Raw genomic sequence first — 26,068 nt, 5'->3', positions numbered from 1 at the left:
GAAAGCCAGCATTCTAACAGATAATGCATGGAATTTGTGTTAAACCTTCTCCCCTGATTGTAATCCATAACTACCCGAAGATATCTTTAATCCAATTAGTAACACCATCTTCTTCCGATTTATGTTCTTCAAACAGCTGTTCTTCGAATTGCCGTGGTGCTTCTTGAGTCATTTTACAAAGCCCGGACGGATTTTCCGTCCAAACAGGAATAGTGCGCCAATGACTGTCAGTACCACAGATGAAGTTACCGGCAGCATCAATGTTCATTTCAACAATCCCCTCCGGTGGCTGTAACGTCAGCGGCAATGGCGTTTGGTTTTCCAAATAACGACGATACAGAGTTAAAGCACCATTAGCCCCGGTCAATTGTGCCGGACCATTGTTATCACGACCGACCCAAACGATAGCAACCTCTTTACCATCCACTCCGGCAAACCAGCTATCACGGAGATCATTGGTCGTTCCGGTTTTCGCTGCCAGATTGTAATGCGAAAATTTTGCCTCCAGTGCGCGTGAAGTACCACGTACTACAACTTGTTGCATCCCATACAGGGTCAGATAAGCGGCTTGAGCAGGGATCATACGTTCAGCCTGTGGAAAGCTACGATACAGTACCGTTCCATCTTCGGCAATCACTGCACGTAGCGCAGATAAGGTTGCACGATTACCACCACTGGCGATAGTTTGATATTCTTGCGCCACTTCCAGCGGTGTCAGGCTGGTCGATCCTAATAACATAGCGGGCACCAAATTGATGACTGAAGATGAAATTCCCAAACGTTGTAAAGTCGCGCTAATCTGATCTAATCCAACCGACAGACCCAAATTGACCGTCGGGACATTTAGCGAATTCACTAATGCATCCAGTAGCATCGTACGACCACTAAACTGACGATTATAATTTTTCGGTTGCCATACAGAACCATTGGGCTGTTTGAGCGCTAGAGGCTGATCTGCTAGCCAAGTATTTAAACGGTATTTATCCGGTTGACTCAGCGCCGTTAAATAAGTCGATGGTTTCGCTAGCGAGCCGATTGGACGACGAGCCTGCATCGCGCGGTTAAATCCAGCAAATTGTGGCTGAGCACCGCCTACCATCGCGTGGATTTCACCACTTAAGCGATCGACCACTACCATAGCTGTTTCCAAATCATCAATATGACGTGCCGCCTTCAACACCGGCATACCATTTTCAACCGATTTTTCCGCCGCGTCCTGTGAAACAGGGTCTAGCGTGGTGAAAATTTTTACTCCAGATAAATCGTTAACTTTATCGCCCAGTTTTTGTTGTAATTCCTGACGTACCATTTGCATAAAAGCCGGTTGTGGAGAAATCACTCCACCTCTGGGCTGTACTCCCAATGGTCGCACACTGAGCATATTATACAATTCAGCATCAATAACTCCTTGGTTTTGCAACAATTTCAACACCAGATTGCGCCGTTCTAGTGCCAGTTTAGGGTTACGCCATGGATTATACAAAGAAGCACCTTTTACCATGCCAACGAGCATCGCTTGTTGATCCAAACTCAGTTCGTTCACTGGGCGACCAAAATAATACAAACTTGCCAGAGGAAAACCACGGATTTGATCGCTGCCATTCTGGCCGAGATATACTTCATTAAGGTACAATTCCAAGATACGATCTTTACTGTAGCGATAATCGACCAATAACGCCATATAGGCTTCATTAGCCTTACGTAACAGAGAACGCTCATTAGTCAAAAACATATTTTTGACTAATTGTTGAGTTAGAGTGCTACCACCCTGTACCGTTTTTCCTGCCGTTAGATTAGCCAATATTGCACGAGCAATTGAATAAAAACTAATGCCATCATGTTGATAAAAATGACGGTCTTCGGTTGTCAACAACGTATCCACCAACAATTCAGGAAATCCAGAACGGGAGACAAATAAGCGTTGTTCTCCGTTGGGAGATTGCAACATGGTGATTAATTTAGGATCCAGCCGAAAAAAACCAAAGCGGCGCTGATTGTCCAAATTTTCGATTTGTGTGAGATGATCATTGCTAAACAGCAGACGAGCATGGATCTGTCCTTCTTTACCGTCAGGGAAATCGAATGGACGGCGTAACATTTCAATACTGCTACCTTGCACGGTAAATTCACCGGGGCGAGTCATGCGACTAACCTGACGATATTGCATCGCCTCCAATAAATTAATCATTTCTTTTTTACTATAGGCCATACCCGGTTCAAGGTTTAGCACACGACCATATACCGCTGCTGGCAGATCCCAGACTTGACCATCAATACGTTTACGAATTTCTCCGTTAAGATAAACACCATAGCCCACCAACAGAAGTACAATGACTAAAAATAATTTGATCGATAATCCCAACCAACGACGTTTTTTCCGTACTGGAGACGATTTTTTCTTGCTTCGCATTGATTCTTGCTCCTCGTCACCCTCTTCCAGAAAATTTTCTTCATCATCGTCACGCCGCCTGGCTGATGGTTTTTTCTGTTTAGGATTACTGATTGATTTTCTTTTTTTCCGCCCGATGGGATCACGGTCGAGAGGATTACGGTCATTCCGCGACATACTTTATTCTCCAAATCGTCACCGCTTACTCTGTATTACATATGAGACTGAAACCCACTGTCTACCTAGATTACCTCTGTATTGGGCAGCTTGTCAGTATTGCTGGCTATTACAGTACTTTTTTGTAAATTTATGATATCACAAGTCTAGACAATGGACCGCTAATGACCAAAATCTGTAGCAGCCGGTACCCATATTATTTTAGAAGTATCAGATAGATTTTTTTATATCCTATTTGATATAGAAAAAAATAAAGTAATAATGGTTGTTAGTGAGAATAAGTTAGGATTTATATTTAATTGACCCAATTTTATTTCAGCAGATAAAGCCAAGCTAGCTATAAAAAAACCAGCATCTTCAAGTAAAATAAGTATACAACCGACAAAAGAAGCTCTTTACTAATATATGAAAAGCAATTTTCCTTAGTCACATCAATATGTCTAGAAAATTGCTATCCAATTAAGAAGAGAGGAACATAACTGTTAGTGCCCTTGATAGTCATAAGAAATCTAATCAGTGGCTGGCCATCATAATCCAGCCAACAGATGATTAGCCTAAAAGGCTATAAAGAATCGCCGAAATAGATATCAATCCCATAATAATCACAAAGATATTACTAATATCACCACGATACTTATGCATAGCCGGCACTTTGTTGATAGCATACATGGGCATCAAAAATAGTAGCATGGCAATGATCGGACCTCCCAAATTTTCAATCATACCCAAAATACTGGGATTTAGCGTCGCCACAATCCAGGTGCTCACCAGCATAAAAAATGCCGTTATACGGTTTAATTTGTCAGGGTGAACAGTTTTACCTTTTCTGTACAATGATTTGATAACCATGCGGTTAAAACCTTCACGAGCACCCATATAGTGACCAAAAAAAGAGGTACTGATCGCAACAAAGGCAATAATCGGTGCTACATAGGCAATGATGGGTGTGTTAAGACGATTAGCCAGATAAGAAAGAATGGAAATGTTTTGAGCCTTGGCTGCCATCAGATCTGCCGGAGACAGGCTCAATACACAACTAAATACGAAAAACATTACCGTTAATACCATCAGGATATGGCTATACACCAGAATGCGTGAACATTTCTCCTCAGCAGCATTACCATATTCTTCACGTTTTGCCACGGCAAAAGCCGAGATAATAGGAGAGTGGTTAAACGCAAAGACCATTACTGGGATAACCAGCCACAGCGTCATTAACATCCCCTGCCCGACACCGTTACCCTCTACGGATAAACTTTCAAAAATCGCTCCAGACCAATGGGGGATCAGGTATAAAGCAAGTAGCGTGAGTACGGCAACAAAGGGAAAAACCAATACACTTACCGCTTTAACCATGAAGTTCTCACCAAAACGAACGATAATCATCAAGCCCGCGATCAAAATAAGTGACAAAATAGCCCGTGGGGGTGATGGCAGATGTATTTGATTGACTATGAAGCTGTCGACAGTGTTAGTAATAGCCACACCATAAACCAACAAGATCGGATAGATAGCAAAAAAATAAAGCAAGGTAATCAGTTTTCCGGTACCAATGCCGAAGTGTTCTTCAACCACTTCTGTAATATCCTCACCCGGATTTTTTCCGGAAAGAACGAAACGACATAGACCACGGTGAGCAAAAAAAGTCATTGGAAAAGCGATGATAGCCATAATTATTAATGGCAATAAGCCCCCCACACCCGCATTAATTGGCAAAAAAAGAACACCAGCGCCAATAGCAGTGCCATACAAACCTAACATCCATGTGGTATCACTTTTTCGCCATGTACCCACTAGTGTTCTTTTCTGAGATACACTGGCGGCTGATTGAGTAGTGTCCATAGAAATCTCCGATTTAAACACCGTAAGTTGGAATTAATAACTGACGCTTATCTACCTGTTAATGTGTTACTGATTCTCATAATTACATCAGGTAAAAACTCCATCAAAATAATCTTATCTAAATTTGCACCTTAACTATTACATACTACGCTATTCAATATAGATTTAGCCGTAACAGTAAAAAAGGTGAGCATTACTCCATTATAATTTATTTCTTCGTTCCACTTTATACTCTATCATGTTGACTCGCTAGCGAGAAGATAACCATTATAAGTAATCACTACCGTGATCATCATCCCAAATACAGAATAAATTTTCATATGATTATTATATTTATTTCAATATGTTGCATAAGAATTTAGGATTATATTAAAAGAATATCGCCTTTTTATACTGCCTCATTTAGCTCATTATGAATAATTTATCTCAAAAACAAAATATTATTAGTTACTTTATTCTCATAAAAAATAATAAACTCTCTAGATAGTTTTAGTAAATTACTCTCAGTTATTTATAAATAATATTAATTGACAGTGATTTCAATATGTACACCCTGTTTATATATCATTAAAGATAAATAACATACCGATATAAAGAGAATTATTATTTTACAACAATTCGTTATGTATTATTTATTTTACTCATTAATTTTTTAACAGAATTTATTTTATATCTGTTCCCATTATATACGTAATTTTTTGTAATTTATAAAATTAATATCTAAAATTTCGATGTCAGTCCAGTAACTATTGGACAGAATTCAGGAATATCATTCATTATAAAAACCCTCCGTTCCATTTATAGATATAAGATTTAGCTTACGTTACCTTAAAAATTGCTTCAGAGTTAACCAATAATCCTAAAGTAAAAAACCAATATCAATGCACTAGTGAGTCGCATTGGTATTACAAAAAACTGAAGCCCTGCGTTTTCACACAGGGCTTCAGTTATCTTAGTATCTGTCCAATATAACCCTTTCGGATACCAACTACTACCTTAAAAATGGATGCCTGGCAGTGTCCTACTCTCGCATGGGGAAACCCCACACTACCATCGGCGCTACAATGTTTCACTTCTGAGTTCGGAATGGGATCAGGTGGGACCATCGCGCTAGGGCCGCCAGGCAAATTCTTTCTCTCAACATGTCTCTCTCAACATGTCTGCTTCTAGAAGCAAGCTGAATCAACATAAAACAACTTCGGTGTTGTAAGGTTAAGACTCCTGGGTCATTAGTACTGGTTAGCTCAATGCATCACTGCAATTACACACCCAGCCTATCTACGTCTTCGTCTTAAACGTCCCTTCGGAGATTACTATCTCTGGGAAGAATCATCTCGGGGCAAGTTTCCCGCTTAGATGCTTTCAGCGGTTATCTCTTCCGCATTTAGCTACCGGGCTATGCCATTGGCATGACAACCCGTACACCAGCGATGCGTCCACTCCGGTCCTCTCGTACTAGCAGCAGACCCCCTCAATCTTCCTACGCCCACGGCAGATAGGGACCGAACTGTCTCACGACGTTCTAAACCCAGCTCGCGTACCACTTTAAATGGCGAACAGCCATACCCTTGGGACCTACTTCAGCCCCAGGATGTGATGAGCCGACATCGAGGTGCCAAACACCGCCGTCGATATGAACTCTTGGGCGGTATCAGCCTGTTATCCCCGGAGTACCTTTTATCCGTTGAGCGATGGCCCTTCCATTCAGAACCACCGGATCACTAAGACCTACTTTCGTACCTGCTCGAGCCGTCACTCTCGCAGTCAAGCTAGCTTATGCCTTTGCACTATCCTCACGATGTCCGACCGTGATTAGCTAACCTTCGTGCTCCTCCGTTACGCTTTAGGAGGAGACCGCCCCAGTCAAACTACCCACCAGACACTGTCCTTGCGCCGGGTCACGGCGCTAAGTTAGAAAATCAAAAAATAAAGAGTGGTATTTCAACAACGGCTCCATGCAAACTGGCGTCCACATCTCGTCGCCTCCCACCTATCCTACACATTAGTTCTCAAGTCCCAGTGTCAAGCTATAGTAAAGGTTCACGGGGTCTTTCCGTCTTGCCGCGGGTACACTGCATCTTCACAGCGAGTTCAATTTCACTGAGTCTCGGGTGGAGACAGCCTGGCCATCATTACGCCATTCGTGCAGGTCGGAACTTACCCGACAAGGAATTTCGCTACCTTAGGACCGTTATAGTTACGGCCGCCGTTTACCGGGGCTTCGATCAAGCGCTTCTCCTCGCAGATTACACCATCAATTAACCTTCCGGCACCGGGCAGGCGTCACACCGTATACGTCCACTTGCGTGTTGGCACAGTGCTGTGTTTTTAATAAACAGTTGCAGCCAGCTGGTCTCTGCGACTCACATACGCTCAGCACGTTCTCAGTGCCTCACCTACATCAGCGTGCCTTCTCCCGAAGTTACGGCACCATTTTGCCTAGTTCCTTCACCCGAGTTCTCTCAAGCGCCTTAGTATGCTCTACCTGACCACCTGTGTCGGTTTCGGGTACGATCGTCTGTTACATCTCACTTAGTGGCTTTTCCTGGAAGCCGGGCATCTGTTACTTACGTACCTTACGTACCTCCTCATCTCGCCTCAAGATTGTGTGCCGCCGGATTTGCCTAACTGCACTCCCTACACGATTGAACCGGGTAAACCGTCTCCCGGATAACATAGCCTTCTCCGTCACCACTTCGTCATAACAAACTGTACAGGAATATTAACCTGTTGCCCATCGACTACGCTTTTCAGCCTCGCCTTAGGGGTCGACTCACCCTGCCTCGATTAACGTTGGACAGGAACCCTTGGTCTTTCGGCGAGCGGGTTTTTCACCCGCTTTATCGTTACTTATGTCAGCATTCGCACTTCTGATACCTCCAGTGAACATCTCTATTCACCTTCTGCGGCTTACAGAACGCTCCCCTACCCAACAGTCATTACATCTGTAATCACCACTGCCGCAGCTTCGGTGCATGGTTTAGCCCCGTTACATCTTCCGCGCAGGCCGACTCGACCAGTGAGCTATTACGCTTTCTTTTAATGATGGCTGCTTCTAAGCCAACATCCTGGCTGTCTTCGCCTTCCCACTTCGTTTCCCACTTAACCATGACTTCGGGACCTTAGCTGGCGGTCTGGGTTGTTGCCCTCTTCACGACGGACGTTAGCACCCGCCGTGTGTCTCCCGTGATATATTCTTCGGTATTCGCAGTTTGCATCGGGGTGGTAAGCCGGGATGGCCCCCTAGCCGAAACAGTGCTCTACCCCGAAGATAATCTCACGAGGCGCTACCTAAATAGCTTTCGGGGAGAACCAGCTATCTCCCGGTTTGATTGGCCTTTCACCCCCAGCCACAAGTCATCCGCTCATTTTTCAACATAAGTCGGTTCGGTCCTCCAACGGGCGTTAACCTATCTTCAACCTGCTCATGGCTAGATCACCGGGTTTCGGGTCTATACCTTGCAACTCGTCGCCCTATTCAGACTCGGTTTCCCTACGGCTCCCCTAAACGGTTAACCTTGCTACAAAATATAAGTCGCTGACCCATTATACAAAAGGTACGCAGTCACCCTATTCAAGGCTCCCACTGCTTGTACGTACAGGGTTTCAGGGTCTCTTTCACTCCCCTCGCCGGGGTTCTTTTCGCCTTTCCCTCACGGTACTGGTTCACTATCGGTCAGTCAGGAGTATTTAGCCTTGGAGGATGGGCCCCCCGTCTTCAAACAGGATTTCTCGTGTCCCGCTCTACTCTTTGAGTGCAATGTCAGCGCATTTTTAGGTACGGGGCTATCACCCTTTATCGCCGACCTTTCCAGGTCATTCCCCTAACCACTCTTAACAATACACACTCTGGGCTGCTCCCCTCTCGCTCGCCGCTACTAGGGGAATCTCGGTTGATTTCTTTTCCTCGGGGTACTTAGATGTTTCAGTTCCCCCGGTTCGCCTCGTTAAACTATTTATTCATCTAACGATAGTGCAACTTATTGCACTGGGTTGCCCCATTCGGGGATCGTCGGCTCTCTCGCTTCATATCAGCTTACCGACGCTTTTCGCAGATTTGCACGCCCTTCTTCGCCTCTGACTGCCTAGGCATCCGCCCTGTACGCTTCATTACTTAACCTTACAACCCGAAATTGTCTTCGGGTACTGAGTTCTCACAACGACACACGCCTAATTTTCATCACGCATGACTTCATCGCCTCAGCTTCAGCTTGTTCCAGATTATTAAAGAGCAATATCTTAAAACACATTCCATCACACGCTTTAAGATATTTTGTCTCGCTTATACTGCCTCTTTCATACCAATAAATGGCGTCCCCTAGGGGATTCGAACCCCTGTTACCGCCGTGAAAGGGCGGTGTCCTAGGCCTCTAGACGAAGGGGACGGAAAAATATTCAGTGCACAAAAACGAAACGACTTCTATCAGACAATCTGTGTGGACACCACGCAATACCTATCTTCAGGTAAGGAGGTGATCCAACCGCAGGTTCCCCTACGGTTACCTTGTTACGACTTCACCCCAGTCATGGTTCACAAAGTGGTAAGCGCCATCCCAAAGGTTAAGCTACCTACTTCTTTTGCAAAACACTCCCATGGTGTGACGGGCGGTGTGTACAAGGCCCGGGAACGTATTCACCGTAGCATTCTGATCCACGATTACTAGCGATTCCGACTTCATGGAGTCGAGTTGCAGACTCCAATCCGGACTACGACGTACTTTATGAGGTCCGCTCACCCTCGCAGGCTCGCTTCTCTTTGTATACGCCATTGTAGCACGTGTGTAGCCCTACTCGTAAGGGCCATGATGACTTGACGTCATCCCCACCTTCCTCCGGTTTATCACCGGCAGTCTCTCTTGAGTTCCCACCTCTACGTGCTGGTAACAAAAGATAAGGGTTGCGCTCGTTGCGGGACTTAACCCAACATTTCACAACACGAGCTGACGACAGCCATGCAGCACCTGTCTCAAAGCTCCCCGAAGGGCACGTCAACATCTCTGTCGACTCCTCTGGATGTCAAGAGTAGGTAAGGTTCTTCGCGTTGCATCGAATTAAACCACATGCTCCACCGCTTGTGCGGGCCCCCGTCAATTCATTTGAGTTTTAACCTTGCGGCCGTACTCCCCAGGCGGTCGATTTAACGCGTTTGCTCCGCAAGCCACAGTTTATAACCACAACCTACAAATCGACATCGTTTACAGCGTGGACTACCAGGGTATCTAATCCTGTTTGCTACCCACGCTTTCGCACCTCAGCGTCAGTCTCTGTCCAGGGGGCCGCCTTCGCCACCGGTATTCCTCCAGATATCTACGCATTTCACCGCTACACCTGGAATTCTACCCCCTCTACAAAACTCTAGACTCTCAGTTTCAAATGCCGTTCCCAAGTGAAGCTCGGGGATTTCACATCTGACTTAAGAAACCGCCTACGTGCCCTTTACGCCCAGTAATTCCGATTAACGCTCGCACCCTCCGTATTACCGCGGCTGCTGGCACGGAGTTAGCCGGTGCTTCTTCTGCGAGTAACGTCCATTAGCAACACTCTTTGCATTGCTTCATTCCTCCTCGCTGAAAGTGCTTTACAACCCGAAGGCCTTCTTCACACACGCGGCATGGCTGCATCAGGCTTGCGCCCATTGTGCAATATTCCCCACTGCTGCCTCCCGTAGGAGTCTGGACCGTCTCTCAGTTCCAGTGTGGCTGGTTATCCTCTCAGACCAGCTAGGGATCGTCGCCTAGGGGAGCCATTACCTCTCCTACTAGCTAATCCCATCTGGGTTCATCTGATGGCGCGAGGCCCGGAGGTCCCCCGCTTTGGTCGCGTAACATCATGCGGTATTAGCTACCGTTTCCAGTAGTTATCCCCCTCCATCAGGCAGATCCCCAGACTTTACTCACCCGTCCGCCGCTCGCCGGCAAAGATAGCAAGCTACCTTCCCGATGCCGCTCGACTTGCATGTGTTAGGCCTGCCGCCAGCGTTCAATCTGAGCCATGATCAAACTCTTCAATTTTATTTACTGCTCTGCGCTTCAATATGAAATCAGCCTCAACCACTTTGCAGTAAAAAACAAAACGATCACGGATTCATACATTCTTCAGCACTTTATTCTTGCTTTTGCCCAGTCTTTTTCAAAACCAAGCGATAGCATATTGCCAGTGCCCACACAGATTGTCTGATTAATTGTTAAAGAGCTACTGCGAAGGTTCGTTAAATCACCTTACGTCAGTGGAGGCGCATTATAGGGAGTTTATCTCAACCTGCAACCCTTAATTTGAAAAAGAATTTTAATTGCTTGTTTACCCGCCAAAAATATCACATAAAGTGTTAGAGCCTAATTCGAAATCTACGAGAGTTTCGCACTTCAACACGAGTTACGCACGGATCTAACCTGGGGAAGCCAAGAGTAATCTGATGTGTTCGGTAATGGCGTTTTTAATGACAGCCCAATTTTGTTGGTAAAGAGTTATTTTTTCGGACAGACGGCGTTTATGTTGTTCAAACCAGGCAGCCATGGCCAGAAAAATATGATTTCTTTACGCCCGGCCTGTGCGGGCCTGACAGCGTTCTATGCCACAAGTTTGTGTGATTTCCCGATGATAAACTTCAACAGACCGACGGGCTTCGGTGACAGCACTAATTTGTCCCCGGGTGGGGGTCTCTTGGTTCGTAGCAACATAATCAATGCAACCGTGTTTGGCCACAAACTTGAAGACTGTCACCCAACCATCGCCCCGCAGGTGTACTGAAAGTCCTTCTTCTGGAATATCAAGTGAGGCTAATGTTACGTTACGATTAACTATCCGGTGCTTTCTCAACGTGGTGACCCCAATCCAGCCAGGAGAACGAATGGCGTTGAGATTATCTAAACTTGAATACCACGCATCCATCACCACCGCTTCAGGGCTTATGCCCCTCGCTTTTGCCAGTTTGAGCATGTCGCAAAAATGCGAACTTTTTGTTTTTCCGGCGGTCTCTTTGTCGTCAATTCGGTAGTCAATAGGCACTGACTCTCCCGTTTCAAGACCCTGCCACAGCAGATTAACCAAACCAATACCGGCTATAACACCCTGTTCATTACCAGAATATTGATAATGAAACAGCTCTATCTTCTTACTCCGTTTTTTTGCTAGCACAGTATCAGCCGCAATCACTAAACAAGGCGCTCCCCGCTCAATCGAGGGTGCGACAAGTTGACACAACTCTTTGGGACGAAAACAGCGGCTCTTTAACCTGCGAATTACGCTATCATGGGATACCCTCGACGGGCTCACTTCTGACAACGCCAGACCAGAATATCTCACACGACTCGCTTGTAAAAATGCTTTATAAAGGTCTTTCGTACAGGGATAACCTGACATCTCATTACCATTCTTATCTTTTTTTCTACTCTTCTTTTACCCTCATTTATTACAGTGCGAAACTCGTGTTCAATAAAAAATGGTAAAAGATAAAATTTTAAAAAAAGCTGATGAGGTAATGGTTGAATACCGAATCATCAATGACTGTATGAAAGCGCTTGACAGAGTATTTTTGCAGGCAAGTAGCGTAAGGTTCTCTGGTTTGGCACTACCAGAGGTAAGTGCATCATTTTTATCCCATGAAAGTATCAGATATTGGTTAAAAAATAGCCTATTCCGTCCCAAAGGGCTATGGCCACTTGCGGAGTTATGGCTGTAGCCGTATAAATTGATTCAAAATAAAGGGTCAGAAAAGAGAGTGTCGATATCGCATTGTCGTTTCCTACGAAGGGCTTTAGCCTGAGCCCATTTGTGCTCAGTCGGGTTGAGGTCAGGAGAATACGTCGGGAGATATTCCAGAATAAAACCAGATTTTTGTATAGTAGACTGGATATCCTGGCGTTTGTGAAAGCTCACATTATCCATCACGATAACAGCCCCTTGAGGGATTTTTGGCAGTCAGTCTTGGGTTACCCACGCATGAAAAATATCGCTATTGATATTGTATTCAAAGGCACAAACGGTGGTTAATTTTCCGTTAAGCTGAGCGCCAATGACATTGGTACGTGCTTTAGCGTGCCAATCATGTTGACCGTAACACCGCTTACCTTTAGCTCAATAGCCGTAGAGGCGGGGCATGTCATGAGCAAAACCGCTTTCATCAACGTAAATAATAGGGGTCTCGCTGGCTTCATAGGCCTGGATCTTGATCTGAAAATCTTCTCGGGATTGGGCGTTGGCTTTTGGATGATAAAATGTTTTTTTTATAGCTAAACCCTGCCCGTTTCAACGCATGGCAGATACCTCTAGCGCTCACTCCCATACGTTGGGCTCGCTCGTATTGAGACGCATCAGGGTAGGTTTCCACATCAAGAATCAACGCCGCTCGAGCTATTTTACTGGCGGGTTTATCACGTGTCAGACAAGGTTCTATTCGTTTAGCCCAGCGCATCAGACTTGCGGTCCCAATACAAAAACGTGTGGCCGTTTGGGCATATGTAAGCTTTTCTTGCTCTTTAATAGCCAATACATGTTGGCGAAATTTTAATGGATAAGTCATCTTGAAATTATACATCAATTTATACAGCCTACGCTATATCCATTGATAAGTGGTATTGAACGCTGTCAGGCTCGCACGGATCGGACGCAAAGAAATTATATTTTTTTCTCTATTGCTGCTTGGTTTGACCAGCATAAGTGTCGCCTATCGGAAAACATCACCCTTTACCAACAAAATTGGGATGTTATTAAAGGATCTATTGCTAGCCATATAAAATTGCTGTTGGTTTATCCTAGCGCTGGGTAATTTTCTACGAAACTCGTGGTCTATTGTATTCTTTGATACTCAGTCAAAAATGCGCTCAACATATACGTTCACTGCCTTTTGTTACATACAAAAAAAGTAACTACGCTTTCTCACCCATTTTTCCTTCACCTGAGCTTCACTCACGACGATTTCGAATAGGCTCTCAAAACTAAATTAGATTAGATTAGATTAACCTGAGTTCGGGATAAGGAATTGACGTTTATTTTCTCTAATTTTTTGCTCAAGAATAGATAAGTGCCTCGTACTTCAAGATAATGATGTTTGCGGACATTATTCATCACGAAATAGCGAGACATTCATGAACGATATTACCGAACTTTATTGCTTAATGGATGATTTTTGCAAAAAATTTGAGCCACTACTCAATGCAAAGCTCCTAACGGACGGGTCCAAGCGGCGTATCCGTGCCAGTTCTCTTTCTTTGGCAGAGCTGATGACGCTATAGCGGTACAGTGTAGTTTTGATTCCACGCCGCTTGCCGTCTGTGATAACCTGCGTATTAAGCGTCATCGTGTTTTTCAAGGCTTGGCAGAACGGGGGAAAAGTTCAACCGGCTGGTTTTTTGGCTTTAAATGACATGTGCTCATTAAGCATCGGGGAGAACTACTCAGTATTCGTCTAACCCGTGGGAATGGTGACGATAGAAAACCCCTTCCTGACTTGGTCACAGGGCTTTTTGGCCAGCTTTATGCAGATAAAGGAGATATTTCTAACACATTGTTACAACAGCTGAAAGAAAAGGGAGGCGCCTTGAACACTCGAGTTCGTCGCAACATGAAGCCTTATATCTTGATTATTAGCTTTGAAAGGATAATGATCCCCAACTGATCATTGGGATGTCAGCGGTGAGTTTGAATGAAGCCTTAAGCTTTAAAGCTTGTAAGACAGATAAAACCCCGGTGACATATTCATCATCGCCTTCAAGACCGAACGGTATCTTGTGCTTTGAGCACGTATTTATAAGGATGATCTTGGCGAATTCTCTGATTTTTACTGTCATGTCTGGAGTGTATCTGATGGACAAAACCCCCGTCGGTATTGATATAGCAAAATTAAAGTTCGATGTGGCTGTCTGGATTGAAAGAAAAAAATATAAAACAAAAGTGTTTAACAATACCCCATCCGGTTTTAGCGACTTGCTGAAGTGGCTACTTCCTTACGGTGACTGCCACATTTGCCTGGAAGCAACCAGCCATTACAGTGTGCCACTGGCCACTTTTTTAGTGGATAACGGGATTGAGGTCAGTGTGGAAACCCCCGCCCGCATTCATGCCTTTGCTCAAAGTGAGCTGAGTCGTAACAAAACGGACCAAGGGGATGCGAAGATGATTGCGCGTTATTGCGCGCTTTATTCGCCAGCACGCTGGTTTCCCGCCCCGTTAAATGAACGTCAGCTTATGGCACTGATACGTCGTCTTAATCATTTAGTCGAAATGAAACAGATGGAATGTAACCGAAAAGAGGGGGCAGATGAAATAGTCCAGCCTTTTTTGACAGACAGTATCTGTGCATTAGAAAAACAAATTGTCGAGATAAAACAGAAAATTAAAGAGCATATTAATAACTCCCCCGGGCTGAAAAAGAATAAGCATCTCTTGGAGAGTATTCCTGGTATAGGCGAAATATTGAGTGCCACTTTATTGGCGTTTGTCGGTGATGTATCAAAATTTACTAGCAGCAAGCAAGTGGTCGCCTACGCAGGGCTTAATCCGAAACTGTGCGAATCAGGTGCATTTAAAGGGCGTAGCCGCCTCTCAAAAGTCGGGTGTACAGAACTCAGAAAAGCGCTATATATGCCAGCCCTTAGCTCCATCACTTACAACCCAATAATAAAATCTCAATGGAAACGATGGGTAAAACGAAATAAAGGGGGAAAAGTCGGTGTCTGTGCTGCAATGCGTAAATTACTCCAACTGGCCTATGGCGTGCTGAAATCAGGTCTCCCTTTTGATACAAAAATAGCGCTTGCAAAGACGTAATCAAGACGGTATCTGTCGAGCACACGGTGTTTGATAACGCCCTTTTGCGTAAACGGTCATTGGTTGAAACCGTTTTTGAACAACTACAAAATATGTGACAAATAGGGCAGATTCGTCACCGCCCACCACAGCATTTTATCGTCAATTTACTCGGCGGCATCGACGCTTACTGCCTTACACCATCCAAACCAAAATTAGCTCTACATTAGACCTCTTCGGAAACTCTGATTTATCTAATTTCCATGTTATAAATTGCTGCAATCAGATTAAATCGTAATCCAAAACGTTTTCGCCTGTTTCGATAACGATCTGATACGATTTTAAATCGTTTAATCATACCAATGACATTTTCGTTTAATACACGCTGGCTTGATAACTCACGATTGTTGCGTTTATCTTCTTTTGTTAAGGGATTTTTCTTTGTCTTTTTCTTAGGCAACGCCGAGTTTGAATGGATCTTGCCAAGCCCTTGGTAACCTGTATCTGTCACTGTTTTGATTTCAGGATGTATTCGCACGCCAGACTCTTTGAACAACCTAAAATCATGACGCCTCCCATGAGTAAAGCTTGTACAGATGACTGCTTTGCTTTTTTTATCGACGATCACTTGGGTTTTTAAGGTGGGTCGTTTCTTTTTTCCTGAGTAAAACTGCTTTTGTTTTTTTGGGGACGTTCAATCGGCGTTTCTGTGGCATCAATAAGAACGAGCTCATACTCCCTATCACTTTTTAATAAAGCTTTGCGTCCAGGGAGTGCAAAATCAGGATGCTTTATTAGCGTATTTTCTATCCATTTAATCGTTTCATAGCAGGTGCTCTCACTCACCCCATCGCTTCGGCTAACATGAAAATAAGTGCGATATTCCCGTAGATACTCAAGGGCCATTAATAAGCGATCTTCTAAACCCAGCTTGGGTTTCCGACCTCCTTTCCCTTGCTTACATTTATCTGCTTCATTCAATATCTTTATCATCTTTTCAAATGTACTGCGTTTAACTCCGAGTTAAGCGCCGAAATTTTTCCTCTTCCAATACCTTTATTTGTTCATATTTCATGGGGGCTCCTTGTTCAGGAGATTTTTAACAACATTCCTACATGAATGCTATAGCAGGCGCCGTATCAGTTGATTATGAAAATTAGAAATAACATATTGATATTAATTAATATTTATTAACAAAAGTGATCACGTTACATGGCGCCTGCTATAGTTTCCGAAGAGGTCTATTGTGCAAATATCGTCACATTATAAAATAATCGGCTTATCCCGAACTCAGGTTAGATTAGATTTCATTTGTAAAACCGTATTTGATAACACTATATTTTATAGCAAAAAATCGACCCGCAGGGGATTGTGATCAGAAGCTCGAGTCGCTAACACCAATGCCTCAGCCACATATAGATCACGAAAAAAAACAAAGTCTAGTGGACGCCCAAATACTCGACTGCGGTTATCAATAAGAAACTCGACTTCCTGTAACTCCATCTTGTGTGCAAATAGACGTAGTGCATTTACCCGTTGACGGCTCCATGCGTTAAAATCTCCTGCTAATATTAATGGTCCTGGATGCAGCGCGATTTGTTCACCTATTGGCCCAAGCTGTTTACTGTAAACATCCACACCCAAGCTGAAATTTACTGCATGAATATTCACTACCATCAGTAGACGTTTGTCATGAATGGGATAAACAGTGATTAGTGCAGATTTAGATAAACGTAACAGCGGCTCTCGTTCGCGTAGCGGATAACAATAGACAGGATGAGCTGCAGCTAAAGTCATTACACCAGAGGGATGATGCGGAAACTTAAAAGCAGGAACCTGATCTGCAGCCAGATAGTTAGATGTAGCGAAGCGTACCATTTCAGGTGTAGTCCGTGCTTCTTGAAGCAATATAAGTTGAGAATCCTTGCCAAATTTTTTAAGTATAGAGAGCCAATTGGTACGCTGCTGCTTAAAAATGTTCCACACCATAACACGTAAAAATTTTGATGTCCGTAAAGGCTCACCCAATGGCAACTCCCGTCCCAGCGGACGAGCCGAACCCGGAAAAATTTGTTCAACGGGTCGACCTGCCACATACCTCATTGCATAAGTTCGTTTCGGCACGCTACTTGTCTGTTCCGTTACCAATAATCGTGATCATATACCACAATCAAGACATACACTCATATCAGAGGATTGTACGACGGTAGCATAGAGTAACGGACGGTGACTCATGATCTCAGCTATCCGGGTTTGCTTTGTCGTTTACAAACAACGTCAATTCTAAACCTGGCCGTAAACTGTTTGACTGACTGACTACCGAATTCCATCGCATTACATCTTTGGCGTTGATGCCATGACGTTTGGCAATACTAGCAACTGAATCACCTCTACGAACCTGATAGGTAACGCTATTGCCACCAGTACTGTTTGCAAGCTGTAGTCTTTTTCTTACCTTCAAAGAACTGGTACTGTTTTTCGCCAACTGAGTGGACTGAACTCCTGTAAATCTAGCCTCTGCCAGTGAATTTCTAAATTGTACAGCATGGGACTTAGGCAACATAATGTAATAGGGAGAGGCTGTCACATTGCGTTTATATCCCGCGTTATAGGATTTCAGACGAGCCAGCGATAAACCTGACATCTCAGCCGCTCGAGTGAGCTTCATCTGTTGTCCAACATCAACACGGGCTAACCCATTTTTTTCACTCGTTTCCGGCAAATTGAAACCGTACTCTTTATGGTTTTTGATGATGTCACTTAGAGCAAGCATTTTGGGCACATAAACAGAGGTTTGACGAGGAAGTGATAACGCCCAAAAATTAAGCCGTTTACCCTGTGCCTTATTGGCTTTTATTGCTTGTCGAACCCGACCTTCACCACTGTTATAAGCAGCCACAGTGAGCAACCAATCACCATTAAAGGTATCGTTCAAATTCTGCATCAAATCAAGCGCAGCGTTGGTCGAAGCCAATACATCACGGCGACCATCGTACCCCTGATTTTGTTTCAAACCATAATACAACCCAGTACTAGGTACTATTTGCCATAGCCCTGCAGCATTGGCAGATGAGGTAGCCCTTGGATCAAAAGCACTCTCCACTATGGGTATCAGCACCAATTCCATTGGAATATTACGTTTCTTAATCTGCGATACAATCAGGTGCAGATAAGGCTCTGCTCGTACCATTACATCGTGGAGATCGCTCTTACTTTTTAAATATTTTTGTCTTTGCTCAAGGATCAAAGCATTGTCCTGAACTTTTATCTTCAGCTCGTTACTAATAAAGCCCCACAGATTCTTTTGCGAAAAGCTATTGTTAGCCGATCGTACCGAGCTCTCTCGGCTGGTATCTGTATATTTTCCTGCTTCATTTTCTATATTTGCTGAAGACAAACTCTGTGCATGCTGTACGGGAACCTGTTTGCCAAGCTTGGACGTTTGGCACCCTACAAGCAAGACCGAGGCGAGAAATATCGCTTTAGTCTTCATCGACGTCTTAATACCTCTATCTAGTTGGTTAAAAGGTGAGCGATAGTACTTTACTCTGACAAATAACACAACAAAAAGCTTCAAAAACGATCTTTCATGACTCGTAAGGCAGAAAAAATTGAAGAAAAGGAAGTGGAATACGGTGTAATCCCCACTTTTTTTTGTAACTCAATGTCACTACAGCGTAAAAAAACATTTATTTCACGTTCTAGCTGTAAAGTTGTCGGCAAACTGGGTTGATTTTTCGCCCGTAATTGCTCAATGTGTTGTTGATATGTTTCAATTTTTCGATCTTGAGGTAAAATTGAACGAGCAAAAGCCAGGTTTGAGAGCGTATACTCATGTGCTGAGCAGATTAGAGTATCGTCAGGCAATTGCATGATTTTTTGAATCGACGCATACATTTGATCGCAAGTGCCTTCAAATAAGCGGCCGCAACCCGCAGAAAACAGCGTATCCCCACAAAAAAGATAAGGAGCGTTATAATATGCGATATGACCTAGAGTGTGCCCTGGAACGGCGATAATCGAGAAATTCTGACTGCCAATAGTCAGGTCATCCCCTTCCTTAACCAGAACAGTCGCACCTTTATCGGCGGTTTCTTGTGGTCCGTATACTGGTAAGCCCGGAAAACGTCTAAGCAACTCGACGACACCATCAAGATGATCATAATGATGATGTGTCAGTAAAATCGCATCAGCTGTTAGCTGTTGCTCAGTTAATGCCGTGAAAACAGGCGCCGCTTCTCCCGGGTCGATAATCACACAATGTGCTTGCGTATCTGCTAATAACCAAATGTAATTGTCTTGTAATGCCGGAACACTAATAAGATCCATACGATACTCACTAACCTTTTGATAGAAGATAATAAAACATGAAGCCTGCGCAATTATGCCTGAAGATTCATGCACCCGAATCCTGGAGCGAACTCCCGTGGGGAGAATATTACCGTTCTGCTATTGAACAGAAAATGCAGCCTTGGTGGCCAAAATTTTTTGGTTTTCATTTGCTAAAAATCGGCAATCTCAGTACTGAGATCACCAGTGACCAATGCACTATCACCCATCAAGTCAGTATCGCTGAACAAGGTCGGGCTGTACAAATACTTGCCAGTCCCTATCAATTACCTTTTGCTGAAAAGTCAGTGGATGCTATTCTGCTGGCACATACTTTAAACTATTGCATTGATCCTCATAGTATTTTACGCGAGCTTGATCGTGTACTAGTCGACGATGGCTGGTTGGTAATCAGTCATTTTAACCCGTTAAGTTTATTAGGAATGGGTAAATTACTGCCGATATTACGTCAGCGTCAACCTTATACCAGCAGAATGTTTACGCAAATGCGCGTGCTTGATTGGCTTGGTTTGCTTAACTATCAGGTGATGCATCAATCCCGTTTCCACGTGTTGCCATGGCATAAACAGGGCGGAGGTTTTGTCAATACTCATCTCCCCGCATTAGGTTGTGTTAGCCTGATTATTGCCCGTAAACGCAGGTTGCCACTCACATTTAATCCGATGAAATTCGCCACAGCTAAACCTTGGTTTAATCGGGCACTAGGCGCCACGAAAAGTTATCGTAATCCACCTTAATTTAGCGGCTATTCAGGTCGATAACCAATATCGTCTTCAGTTGGGGTATTGGCTACGATCCGGGCTAGCTCATCACAGCGTTCATTTTCTAGATGACCGGCATGACCTTTTACCCATATCCAAGTCACTTGATGATGTTGAATCGCACTATCTAGCCGTTGCCATAAATCGACATTTTTTACCGCGGTACGGTTAGTCGTTCTCCAACCACGTTTTTTCCAATTATGGATCCATTGGCTGATGCCTTGACGGACATATTGACTGTCGGTACTGAGCCTCACTTCACAGGATGATGTCAACGCTTCAAGAGCGATAATGGCTGCCATCAACTCCATACGGTTGTTCGTGGTCAAATGATAACCGCCACTGAAAGTTTTTTCATACTGTTTATAACGCAAAATTGCGCCATAACCACCACGACCTGGATTACCAAGACATGAACCATCGGTAAAAATTTCTACCTGTTTACGCATTTCTGATAGACCTTGACTCTCTATTTAAACCTTAAGTCTGACATAAGTACCTACCATGAGCACCTGCAATTACCCGAAAAATTGTTTTGGATACTGAAACCATGAGTCTGAATAATTAAGTTTTGTATAAATAAGTAAAGAAATTTAATTATTTAAAAAGTTAAGACTTGTTTTATTTAATGAGCGTTTTTTAATATTGTAAAAATAAAACAAAAGATAATATTTTCGCCGGTAAAAATAATCTATTTAACCCAATTAATTATTCTTAATAATCACAAGGTAATATTTATGAATACAGGCGTTCAGAATTTCGGCCAGGTATTGAACATTTGGAAGACCCGGATAGGGAAAGAGCTATCTCCTCAAGAAAAAAAAATAGCACAGGCACAAGCTACTAATACTTCATTCAGCCCTACACAAAACATTACTCGTGTAAATCCGAAGGCTCTAAAGAAATTTCAAGAAAAACTTGACGCTAGACTAGAATCCTTCACTTCGGAACCCACAAAGACAGATAAGTATGGAAGGCCCGTTCTGCCTAGGCACGAAATGGTAATCAAATCCTCAATTTCTACTGCAGCAGCCGCCAAAGGAAGAGGCCTTATTGCAAACGGAGTTGTCACACGTATTAAAGAATATCTTAATACTCTAACCGAACAAGGACGTACTCCTCATGCAAAATCAGTCGCCGAGGCAAAACAACTGGCTGAATTAGCCAATAAACATGCCAAATCAGCCGATGAACATGGTGTTCGTGCTCAAAATAGCTCCGCAAATATAGAAATAGAAAAGAAAAGATTGGTAAATGAAGAAGCGGCAGATAAAACAATGGTAGATAAATACTTAACTACTAAAGACAACATTCAAAAATATAAAAATATAATCACCAAGTCAGCTTCAAACAAAAAAGACGCAGAGAAACGCTTGAAGACAGATAGCTGCTTAAAAGCGCTTGAAGGTAATATGCAAGAACATAGAAGTAAAATCATCGAGTCAGCTTCAAACACAGGAAACGTAGAAAAAATATTGGGCAAGATAGGTGAACATTTAGAGGATCTTAAAAATAATATTCAAAAAGCAGAAAAAGAGAGAGAGAGTGCCACCATATTCTCTGAAAAAGTTGAAAGAATCGGGGAAGAAGTTGAAAAAATCAGGAAAGAAACTGTGTCTAAAAGAACGTTCAGGTCCTCTCCCCGATACAGCAGGGGCGAGTAACCAGAAGTGAAGGTTCATTCTCCTAGTAATAGAATCAGTATCACAAAAATGGATCATACTGGTACAAAACTGGCGCATGGCATTAAATCACTTTATGATTGACACCCTGAACGCTTGACTCAATCTACGACAAACGGGCAGTTACACAGAATCGGGTATAAGCTCGATTCTTACTGTCTATTTAGAACCTTAAGTCTGACATGAGTACCTACTATGAGCACTGCCATTACGCGACAAATTGTTTTGGATACTGAAACCACGGGTTTGAATAAACTGGGAGTTCACTACAAAGGGCATCGAATTATTGAAATTGGTGCCGTTGAAATGATCAACCGGCGTTTGACAGGTAACAACTTCCATGTTTATCTAAAACCAAATCGACAGGTAGATCCTGAAGCCTATGCCATTCATGGCATCAGTGATGAGTTTCTGGCGGATAAACCTACCTTTGCTGATACAGCCAAAGAGTTCCTCGATTTTATTCGTGGTGCCGATCTCGTCATCCATAATGCAACCTTTGATATCGGCTTTATGGATTACGAATTCAGTATGTTAAAGCAGAGTATTCCAAAGGTCGAAACCTTCTGTACCATCACCGACAGTCTAGTAATGGCACGTCGTTTATTTCCCGGTAAACGTAATAATTTGGATGCCTTATGCGATCGTTATCATATCGATAACACCAAACGTACATTGCACGGGGCGTTACTCGATGCCGAAATTTTAGCAGACGTTTATCTGGCGATGACCGGTGGGCAAACATCGCTCTCTTTTTCGCTGGAAAGTGATCAGCAACCGCAGTCGCAAAATACAACAGAAGATATCAAACCGGTTATTCGCCCAACCTCGGCACTAAAAATTATTCATGCAAGTGCTGATGAATTGGCTGAACATGAAACACAACTCGATGCAGTAGCGAAAAAAGGTAAATGTTTGTGGCGTGATCCTTCATTTGATAAAGATGCTGTCAAATAAGTGAGGAGGATCTGTTTCAGTAAATAATATTTACTTGCCTAAATACAGCCGATGATATTCGCGACGAGCTTATTTTCGCTACCGATCTGCTAATTTAAAACACCGGCTGAGCAAATTGCATCAATGAAATCAAAGGTTGCGGATAGACACCCAGTAAAAGCACCGCAATGGCACAGATCAGCACTACAATTCCCGCAGCAGTGAATGCCCAGTTGTGTACAGTATCACGTTGTAATTCCTGCGGCGGACTGAGAAATAGACTGACGGTGACACGCAAATAGTAATACAAACCAATAGCACTACCCAACACGACCGCGCCAGTCAGCCACCATAAATGAGCACTGACACCCAAGATAATAATAAAAAACTTACCGATAAAACCGAGCGTTAGCGGGATGCCTGCCAGTGATAACATCATCACCGTCATCACCGCCGCCAGAATCGGCTTATGCCAAAATAAACCACGGTAACAAAATAACGACTCTGCATCCGCCCCTTTATACGGGCTGGACATCAGACTAATTACACCAAACGCTCCCAGATTGCTGAATAAGTACCCTGTCATATAGATGCCGATAATACCCGATGAGGGTTGGGGCTGCACCACCATCAATGTAATCAGTAAATATCCCAAATGTGCGATCGATGAATAACCCAGCAACCGTTTGATATTGCTCTGCGTCATCGCCATCAGATTACCGAACAAAATAGAACCAATTGCCATTATCGTTAACAATACATCCATCGCCTCATCATCAGCAGCAGGGGCATAAAGAAGCAAACGCATGACTACCACAAAGATGGCGATTTTACTGGCCGTCGCCAAAAAGGCCAAGACCGGGGCTGGTGTGCCCTGATAAACATCCGGCGTCCACAATTGAAACGGTACCAGTGAAAGTTTAAAACATAAGCCAATCAACATCATGCTCAACCCCGCCATGACCAGCGGTCGATGTATGAGACTATCGTTTAGGCTACTGCCCAATTCACTAAAAGATAAACTACCCGATTCAGCGTATAACAGCGCCATACCAAATAATAAAAATGACGATGCTGCTGCCGAGAGCAACATATATTTGATACTCGCTTCCAATGAACGATTTTGGCGATAGGCATAACCGATCAACCCAAATAAAGGCAGTGAAATCAGCTCGATACCGAGGAATAGTGTAGCTAGATGATTAGCACTCACCAACAAAATACCGCCCAACGTAGCGATCAATAACAGCAGGTAAAATTCTTCGCGATTATCAGGATAACCCGCTAACCACGGGTAAGCAAAAGTGGCACTTGCCAGACCTGCTAGCAATACCAAACCTGTGTAGAACATTGAATAGCCATCAATACGCAATAACAAGGTCACATCCAGTGGTACGATCTGCCAAACAAAATAGAGAGAAAATAACGCCACATTCAGCCCGATAACCGTCAGGGTAGCGTTAACAAAGTGATCACGGCGCCACGCAATGGACAGCATCACCACCACCACCGTTAATCCGACGATCAACAGCGGTAGCATGGCAATCAATTGTTGTAAAGTTATTGTCATCGCGAATTACGACCCTGTAGTTGAAATTAATGACGTTGAGATTAAGGGCGCTGAAAACCATCGCTGTACATCATTCATAGTGGCATAAGAGGTATCAAGAATGGGTTGTGGATAAAATCCAAGCAGCACTAATAGCACCGCCAACAGAAGGATAATTGACCATTCTCTTATCGTCATATCCGGCAATGCTTGTTTTGATTTTACTGCTCCATAATAAGTACGTTGCATCATCACCAAAGAATAAACCGCAGCAAACACGAGGCCAAAAGCCGCCACTACAGTGATCAGCGGCACTACCTGGAAGCTGCCGAACAAAATCATAAATTCACCGATAAAATTACCGGTTCCTGGCATACCGAGGGTCGCCATCGCAAAAAACAGCGATAACGCCGGCAAATATTTTATACGCGCCCATAGGCCACCCATCTGGCGCATATCGCGCGTATGTAAACGCTCATACAATTGACCACAGATGATGAACATACCCGCAGCAGATAAACCGTGCGCAATCATTTGGATGACCGCCCCTTGATAAGCGAGTTGGCTGCCGCTATAAATCGCAATCAATACAAAACCCATATGTGACACACTGGTATAAGCGATCAAGCGCTTAATATCGGTTTGGCAAAACGCCATCCAGGCACCGTAAAAAATCCCTATCACACCAAGCCACATGGCAATAGGCGCAAAATCATGAGAAGCCTGTGGAAACAGTGGCAAACTGAAACGCAATAAACCATAGGCCGCCGTTTTTAACAGAATCCCAGCTAAATCGACAGAACCCGCAGTCGGAGCCTGACTGTGCGCATCCGGTAACCAGCCATGTAATGGCACCACCGGCATTTTTACCGCAAAAGCGATAAAAAAACCGAGCATTAACAGGTATTCTACGCTTTGCGACATCGGTGTTTGCAACAATAATGTGTAGTTGAACGTCCAGACCCCATCGTCTGATAATGCACTAACACCAAAGCGATGATCGCAATCAACATGATCAAGCCACTGGCCTGGGTATAAATAAAAAATTTAGTCGCCGCAGTGATCCGTGTTTGACCGTTTGATGCCTTATGTCCCCATAACGCGATCAGAAAGTACATTGGCACCAACATCATTTCCCAAAAGAAAAAAAACAGGAACATGTCAATAGCAAGAAATACCCCGATCACAGCACCGAGGATCCATAACAGATTCAGATGGAAAAAACCCAGGTTGCTCTGAATTTCACGCCACGAGCAGAGAATGGCTAACAGACCAAGCAAGCCGGTTAGCATCACCATCAACAACGACAGACCGTCAAGAGCCAAATGAAACTCAATGCAAAAACTTGGGATCCAGGGTAAGGTAAATTCTGATTGCCATTGAGGCAAACCTGTCGGCTGAATCAATGTATCACCGCTTGACAAGACTTCCGACAAAAAGCGCTGTAAAAACAAATGTACTGTCAATGCCAACGTCAGCCCCATGGCGACCAACGCTATCACACGCGGCGCTTTAGTCCCAAAGCGCTCACACTGCCAGCATAGTAGGCCACCGATAAAGGGAATAAGAATTAGCCAAGGTAACAACATGGCGTTTTGTGTCCCTCAATAAGACCTTTGTCAAAATCTGATACAGTTTT

16 protein-coding genes, 1 tRNA gene, 3 rRNA genes and 5 pseudogenes are annotated in these 26,068 nt (G+C 43.8%); 8 read left to right on the top strand and 17 right to left on the bottom strand.

Going from position 1 to position 26,068, the window contains the following annotated elements:
- Window positions 1-70 precede the first annotated feature (70 nt).
- From mrcB to CCS41_RS00240, 8 genes are all read right to left on the bottom strand, one after another.
- Window positions 71-2,566, bottom strand: coding sequence for a bifunctional glycosyl transferase/transpeptidase (mrcB, locus tag CCS41_RS00270; protein ID WP_072550987.1), 2,496 nt, complete (start codon window positions 2,564-2,566; stop codon window positions 71-73).
- 549 nt (window positions 2,567-3,115) lie between these two features.
- Complete coding sequence (locus tag CCS41_RS00265) at window positions 3,116-4,408, bottom strand: HAAAP family serine/threonine permease (protein WP_072550988.1); 1,293 nt, start codon at window positions 4,406-4,408, stop codon at window positions 3,116-3,118.
- 1,008 nt (window positions 4,409-5,416) lie between these two features.
- Window positions 5,417-5,532, bottom strand: a 5S ribosomal RNA gene (gene rrf, locus CCS41_RS00260).
- Window positions 5,533-5,616: 84 nt separating this feature from the next.
- A 23S ribosomal RNA gene (locus CCS41_RS00255) occupies window positions 5,617-8,528 on the bottom strand.
- A 189-nt stretch (window positions 8,529-8,717) separates the two neighbouring features.
- A tRNA-Glu gene (locus CCS41_RS00250) sits at window positions 8,718-8,793 on the bottom strand.
- 80 nt (window positions 8,794-8,873) lie between these two features.
- A 16S ribosomal RNA gene (locus CCS41_RS00245) occupies window positions 8,874-10,419 on the bottom strand.
- Together the 16S, 23S and 5S rRNA genes with 1 tRNA gene alongside form the textbook arrangement of a ribosomal RNA operon.
- 373 nt (window positions 10,420-10,792) lie before the next feature.
- Window positions 10,793-10,921, bottom strand: coding sequence for a hypothetical protein (locus CCS41_RS16980; RefSeq protein ID WP_275887662.1), 129 nt, complete (start codon window positions 10,919-10,921; stop codon window positions 10,793-10,795).
- A 21-nt stretch (window positions 10,922-10,942) separates the two neighbouring features.
- On the bottom strand, window positions 10,943-11,767 hold the full coding sequence (locus CCS41_RS00240; protein ID WP_205411441.1) for an IS701 family transposase: 825 nt from the start codon (window positions 11,765-11,767) through the stop codon (window positions 10,943-10,945).
- A 79-nt stretch (window positions 11,768-11,846) separates the two neighbouring features.
- On the opposite strand from CCS41_RS00240, the gene CCS41_RS15855 reads away from it, so the two are divergent.
- The gene (locus tag CCS41_RS15855) at window positions 11,847-12,086 is read left to right on the top strand and encodes a hypothetical protein (RefSeq protein ID WP_119797000.1); all 240 of its coding nucleotides are present in this window, start codon (window positions 11,847-11,849) and stop codon (window positions 12,084-12,086) included.
- A gap of 14 nt (window positions 12,087-12,100) precedes the next feature.
- Here the strand turns inward: CCS41_RS15855 and CCS41_RS17480 are convergent, their stop codons facing one another.
- Together CCS41_RS17480 and CCS41_RS00225 are read right to left on the bottom strand one after the other, a co-directional pair.
- Window positions 12,101-12,292 carry a transposase gene (locus CCS41_RS17480; protein WP_240313922.1) on the bottom strand — a complete coding sequence of 64 codons (192 nt, stop codon included), beginning with the start codon at window positions 12,290-12,292 and terminating at the stop codon, window positions 12,101-12,103.
- A gap of 265 nt (window positions 12,293-12,557) precedes the next feature.
- The gene (locus CCS41_RS00225) at window positions 12,558-12,926 is read right to left on the bottom strand and encodes an IS630 transposase-related protein (RefSeq protein ID WP_072549715.1); all 369 of its coding nucleotides are present in this window, start codon (window positions 12,924-12,926) and stop codon (window positions 12,558-12,560) included.
- A gap of 51 nt (window positions 12,927-12,977) precedes the next feature.
- On the opposite strand from CCS41_RS00225, the pseudogene CCS41_RS17475 reads away from it, so the two are divergent.
- From CCS41_RS17475 to CCS41_RS17465, 4 genes and pseudogenes are all read left to right on the top strand, one after another.
- A pseudogene (locus CCS41_RS17475) lies at window positions 12,978-13,172 on the top strand (IS701 family transposase); the annotation flags it as partial.
- 319 nt (window positions 13,173-13,491) lie between these two features.
- Window positions 13,492-13,976: pseudogene (locus CCS41_RS17470) on the top strand (transposase); the annotation flags it as partial.
- 233 nt (window positions 13,977-14,209) lie between these two features.
- Window positions 14,210-15,172, top strand: a complete 963-nt coding sequence (locus tag CCS41_RS00210) for an IS110 family RNA-guided transposase (RefSeq protein ID WP_072550650.1) — start codon at window positions 14,210-14,212, stop codon at window positions 15,170-15,172.
- Between the two features lie 14 nt (window positions 15,173-15,186).
- A pseudogene (locus CCS41_RS17465) lies at window positions 15,187-15,381 on the top strand (transposase); the annotation flags it as partial.
- Window positions 15,382-15,401: 20 nt separating this feature from the next.
- On the opposite strand, the pseudogene CCS41_RS00205 reads toward CCS41_RS17465, so the two are convergent.
- The 4 genes and pseudogenes from CCS41_RS00205 to gloB form a co-directional block, all read right to left on the bottom strand.
- Window positions 15,402-16,226, bottom strand: a pseudogene (locus CCS41_RS00205) (IS5 family transposase).
- 266 nt (window positions 16,227-16,492) lie between these two features.
- Entirely contained in the window at window positions 16,493-17,275 is a 783-nt protein-coding gene (locus CCS41_RS00200) for an endonuclease/exonuclease/phosphatase family protein (protein ID WP_072550780.1), read from the bottom strand.
- A 115-nt stretch (window positions 17,276-17,390) separates the two neighbouring features.
- The gene (mltD, locus tag CCS41_RS00195) at window positions 17,391-18,644 is read right to left on the bottom strand and encodes a murein transglycosylase D (protein ID WP_072550779.1); all 1,254 of its coding nucleotides are present in this window, start codon (window positions 18,642-18,644) and stop codon (window positions 17,391-17,393) included.
- Window positions 18,645-18,724: 80 nt separating this feature from the next.
- Complete coding sequence (gene gloB / locus CCS41_RS00190; protein WP_072550778.1) at window positions 18,725-19,480, bottom strand: hydroxyacylglutathione hydrolase; 756 nt, start codon at window positions 19,478-19,480, stop codon at window positions 18,725-18,727.
- Window positions 19,481-19,518: 38 nt separating this feature from the next.
- Between gloB and CCS41_RS00185 the strand changes: the two genes are divergently transcribed.
- Entirely contained in the window at window positions 19,519-20,238 is a 720-nt protein-coding gene (locus CCS41_RS00185; protein ID WP_072550777.1) for a class I SAM-dependent methyltransferase, read from the top strand.
- A gap of 8 nt (window positions 20,239-20,246) precedes the next feature.
- Here CCS41_RS00185 and rnhA read toward each other — a convergent pair whose 3' ends face one another.
- Window positions 20,247-20,711, bottom strand: coding sequence for a ribonuclease HI (gene rnhA, locus CCS41_RS00180; protein ID WP_072550776.1), 465 nt, complete (start codon window positions 20,709-20,711; stop codon window positions 20,247-20,249).
- Between the two features lie 288 nt (window positions 20,712-20,999).
- Between rnhA and CCS41_RS00175 the strand changes: the two genes are divergently transcribed.
- Window positions 21,000-21,926, top strand: coding sequence for a BAR domain-containing protein (locus CCS41_RS00175; protein WP_072550775.1), 927 nt, complete (start codon window positions 21,000-21,002; stop codon window positions 21,924-21,926).
- Window positions 21,927-22,139: 213 nt separating this feature from the next.
- Window positions 22,140-22,901 (top strand): DNA polymerase III subunit epsilon, encoded by a 762-nt coding sequence (gene dnaQ, locus CCS41_RS00170; protein ID WP_072550774.1) that lies wholly within the window; start codon window positions 22,140-22,142, stop codon window positions 22,899-22,901.
- A 94-nt stretch (window positions 22,902-22,995) separates the two neighbouring features.
- Here the strand turns inward: dnaQ and nuoN are convergent, their stop codons facing one another.
- Window positions 22,996-24,450, bottom strand: coding sequence for an NADH-quinone oxidoreductase subunit NuoN (nuoN, locus tag CCS41_RS00165; protein ID WP_072550773.1), 1,455 nt, complete (start codon window positions 24,448-24,450; stop codon window positions 22,996-22,998).
- A gap of 6 nt (window positions 24,451-24,456) precedes the next feature.
- Window positions 24,457-26,018 (bottom strand): annotated as a pseudogene (gene nuoM, locus CCS41_RS00160) (NADH-quinone oxidoreductase subunit M).
- Between the last annotated feature and the right edge of the window lie 50 nt (window positions 26,019-26,068).

Source organism: Candidatus Fukatsuia symbiotica (assembly GCF_003122425.1).
In the GTDB taxonomy this organism is placed as follows: domain Bacteria; phylum Pseudomonadota; class Gammaproteobacteria; order Enterobacterales; family Enterobacteriaceae; genus Fukatsuia; species Fukatsuia symbiotica.
This window is presented reverse-complemented; position numbering and strand designations above follow the sequence as displayed.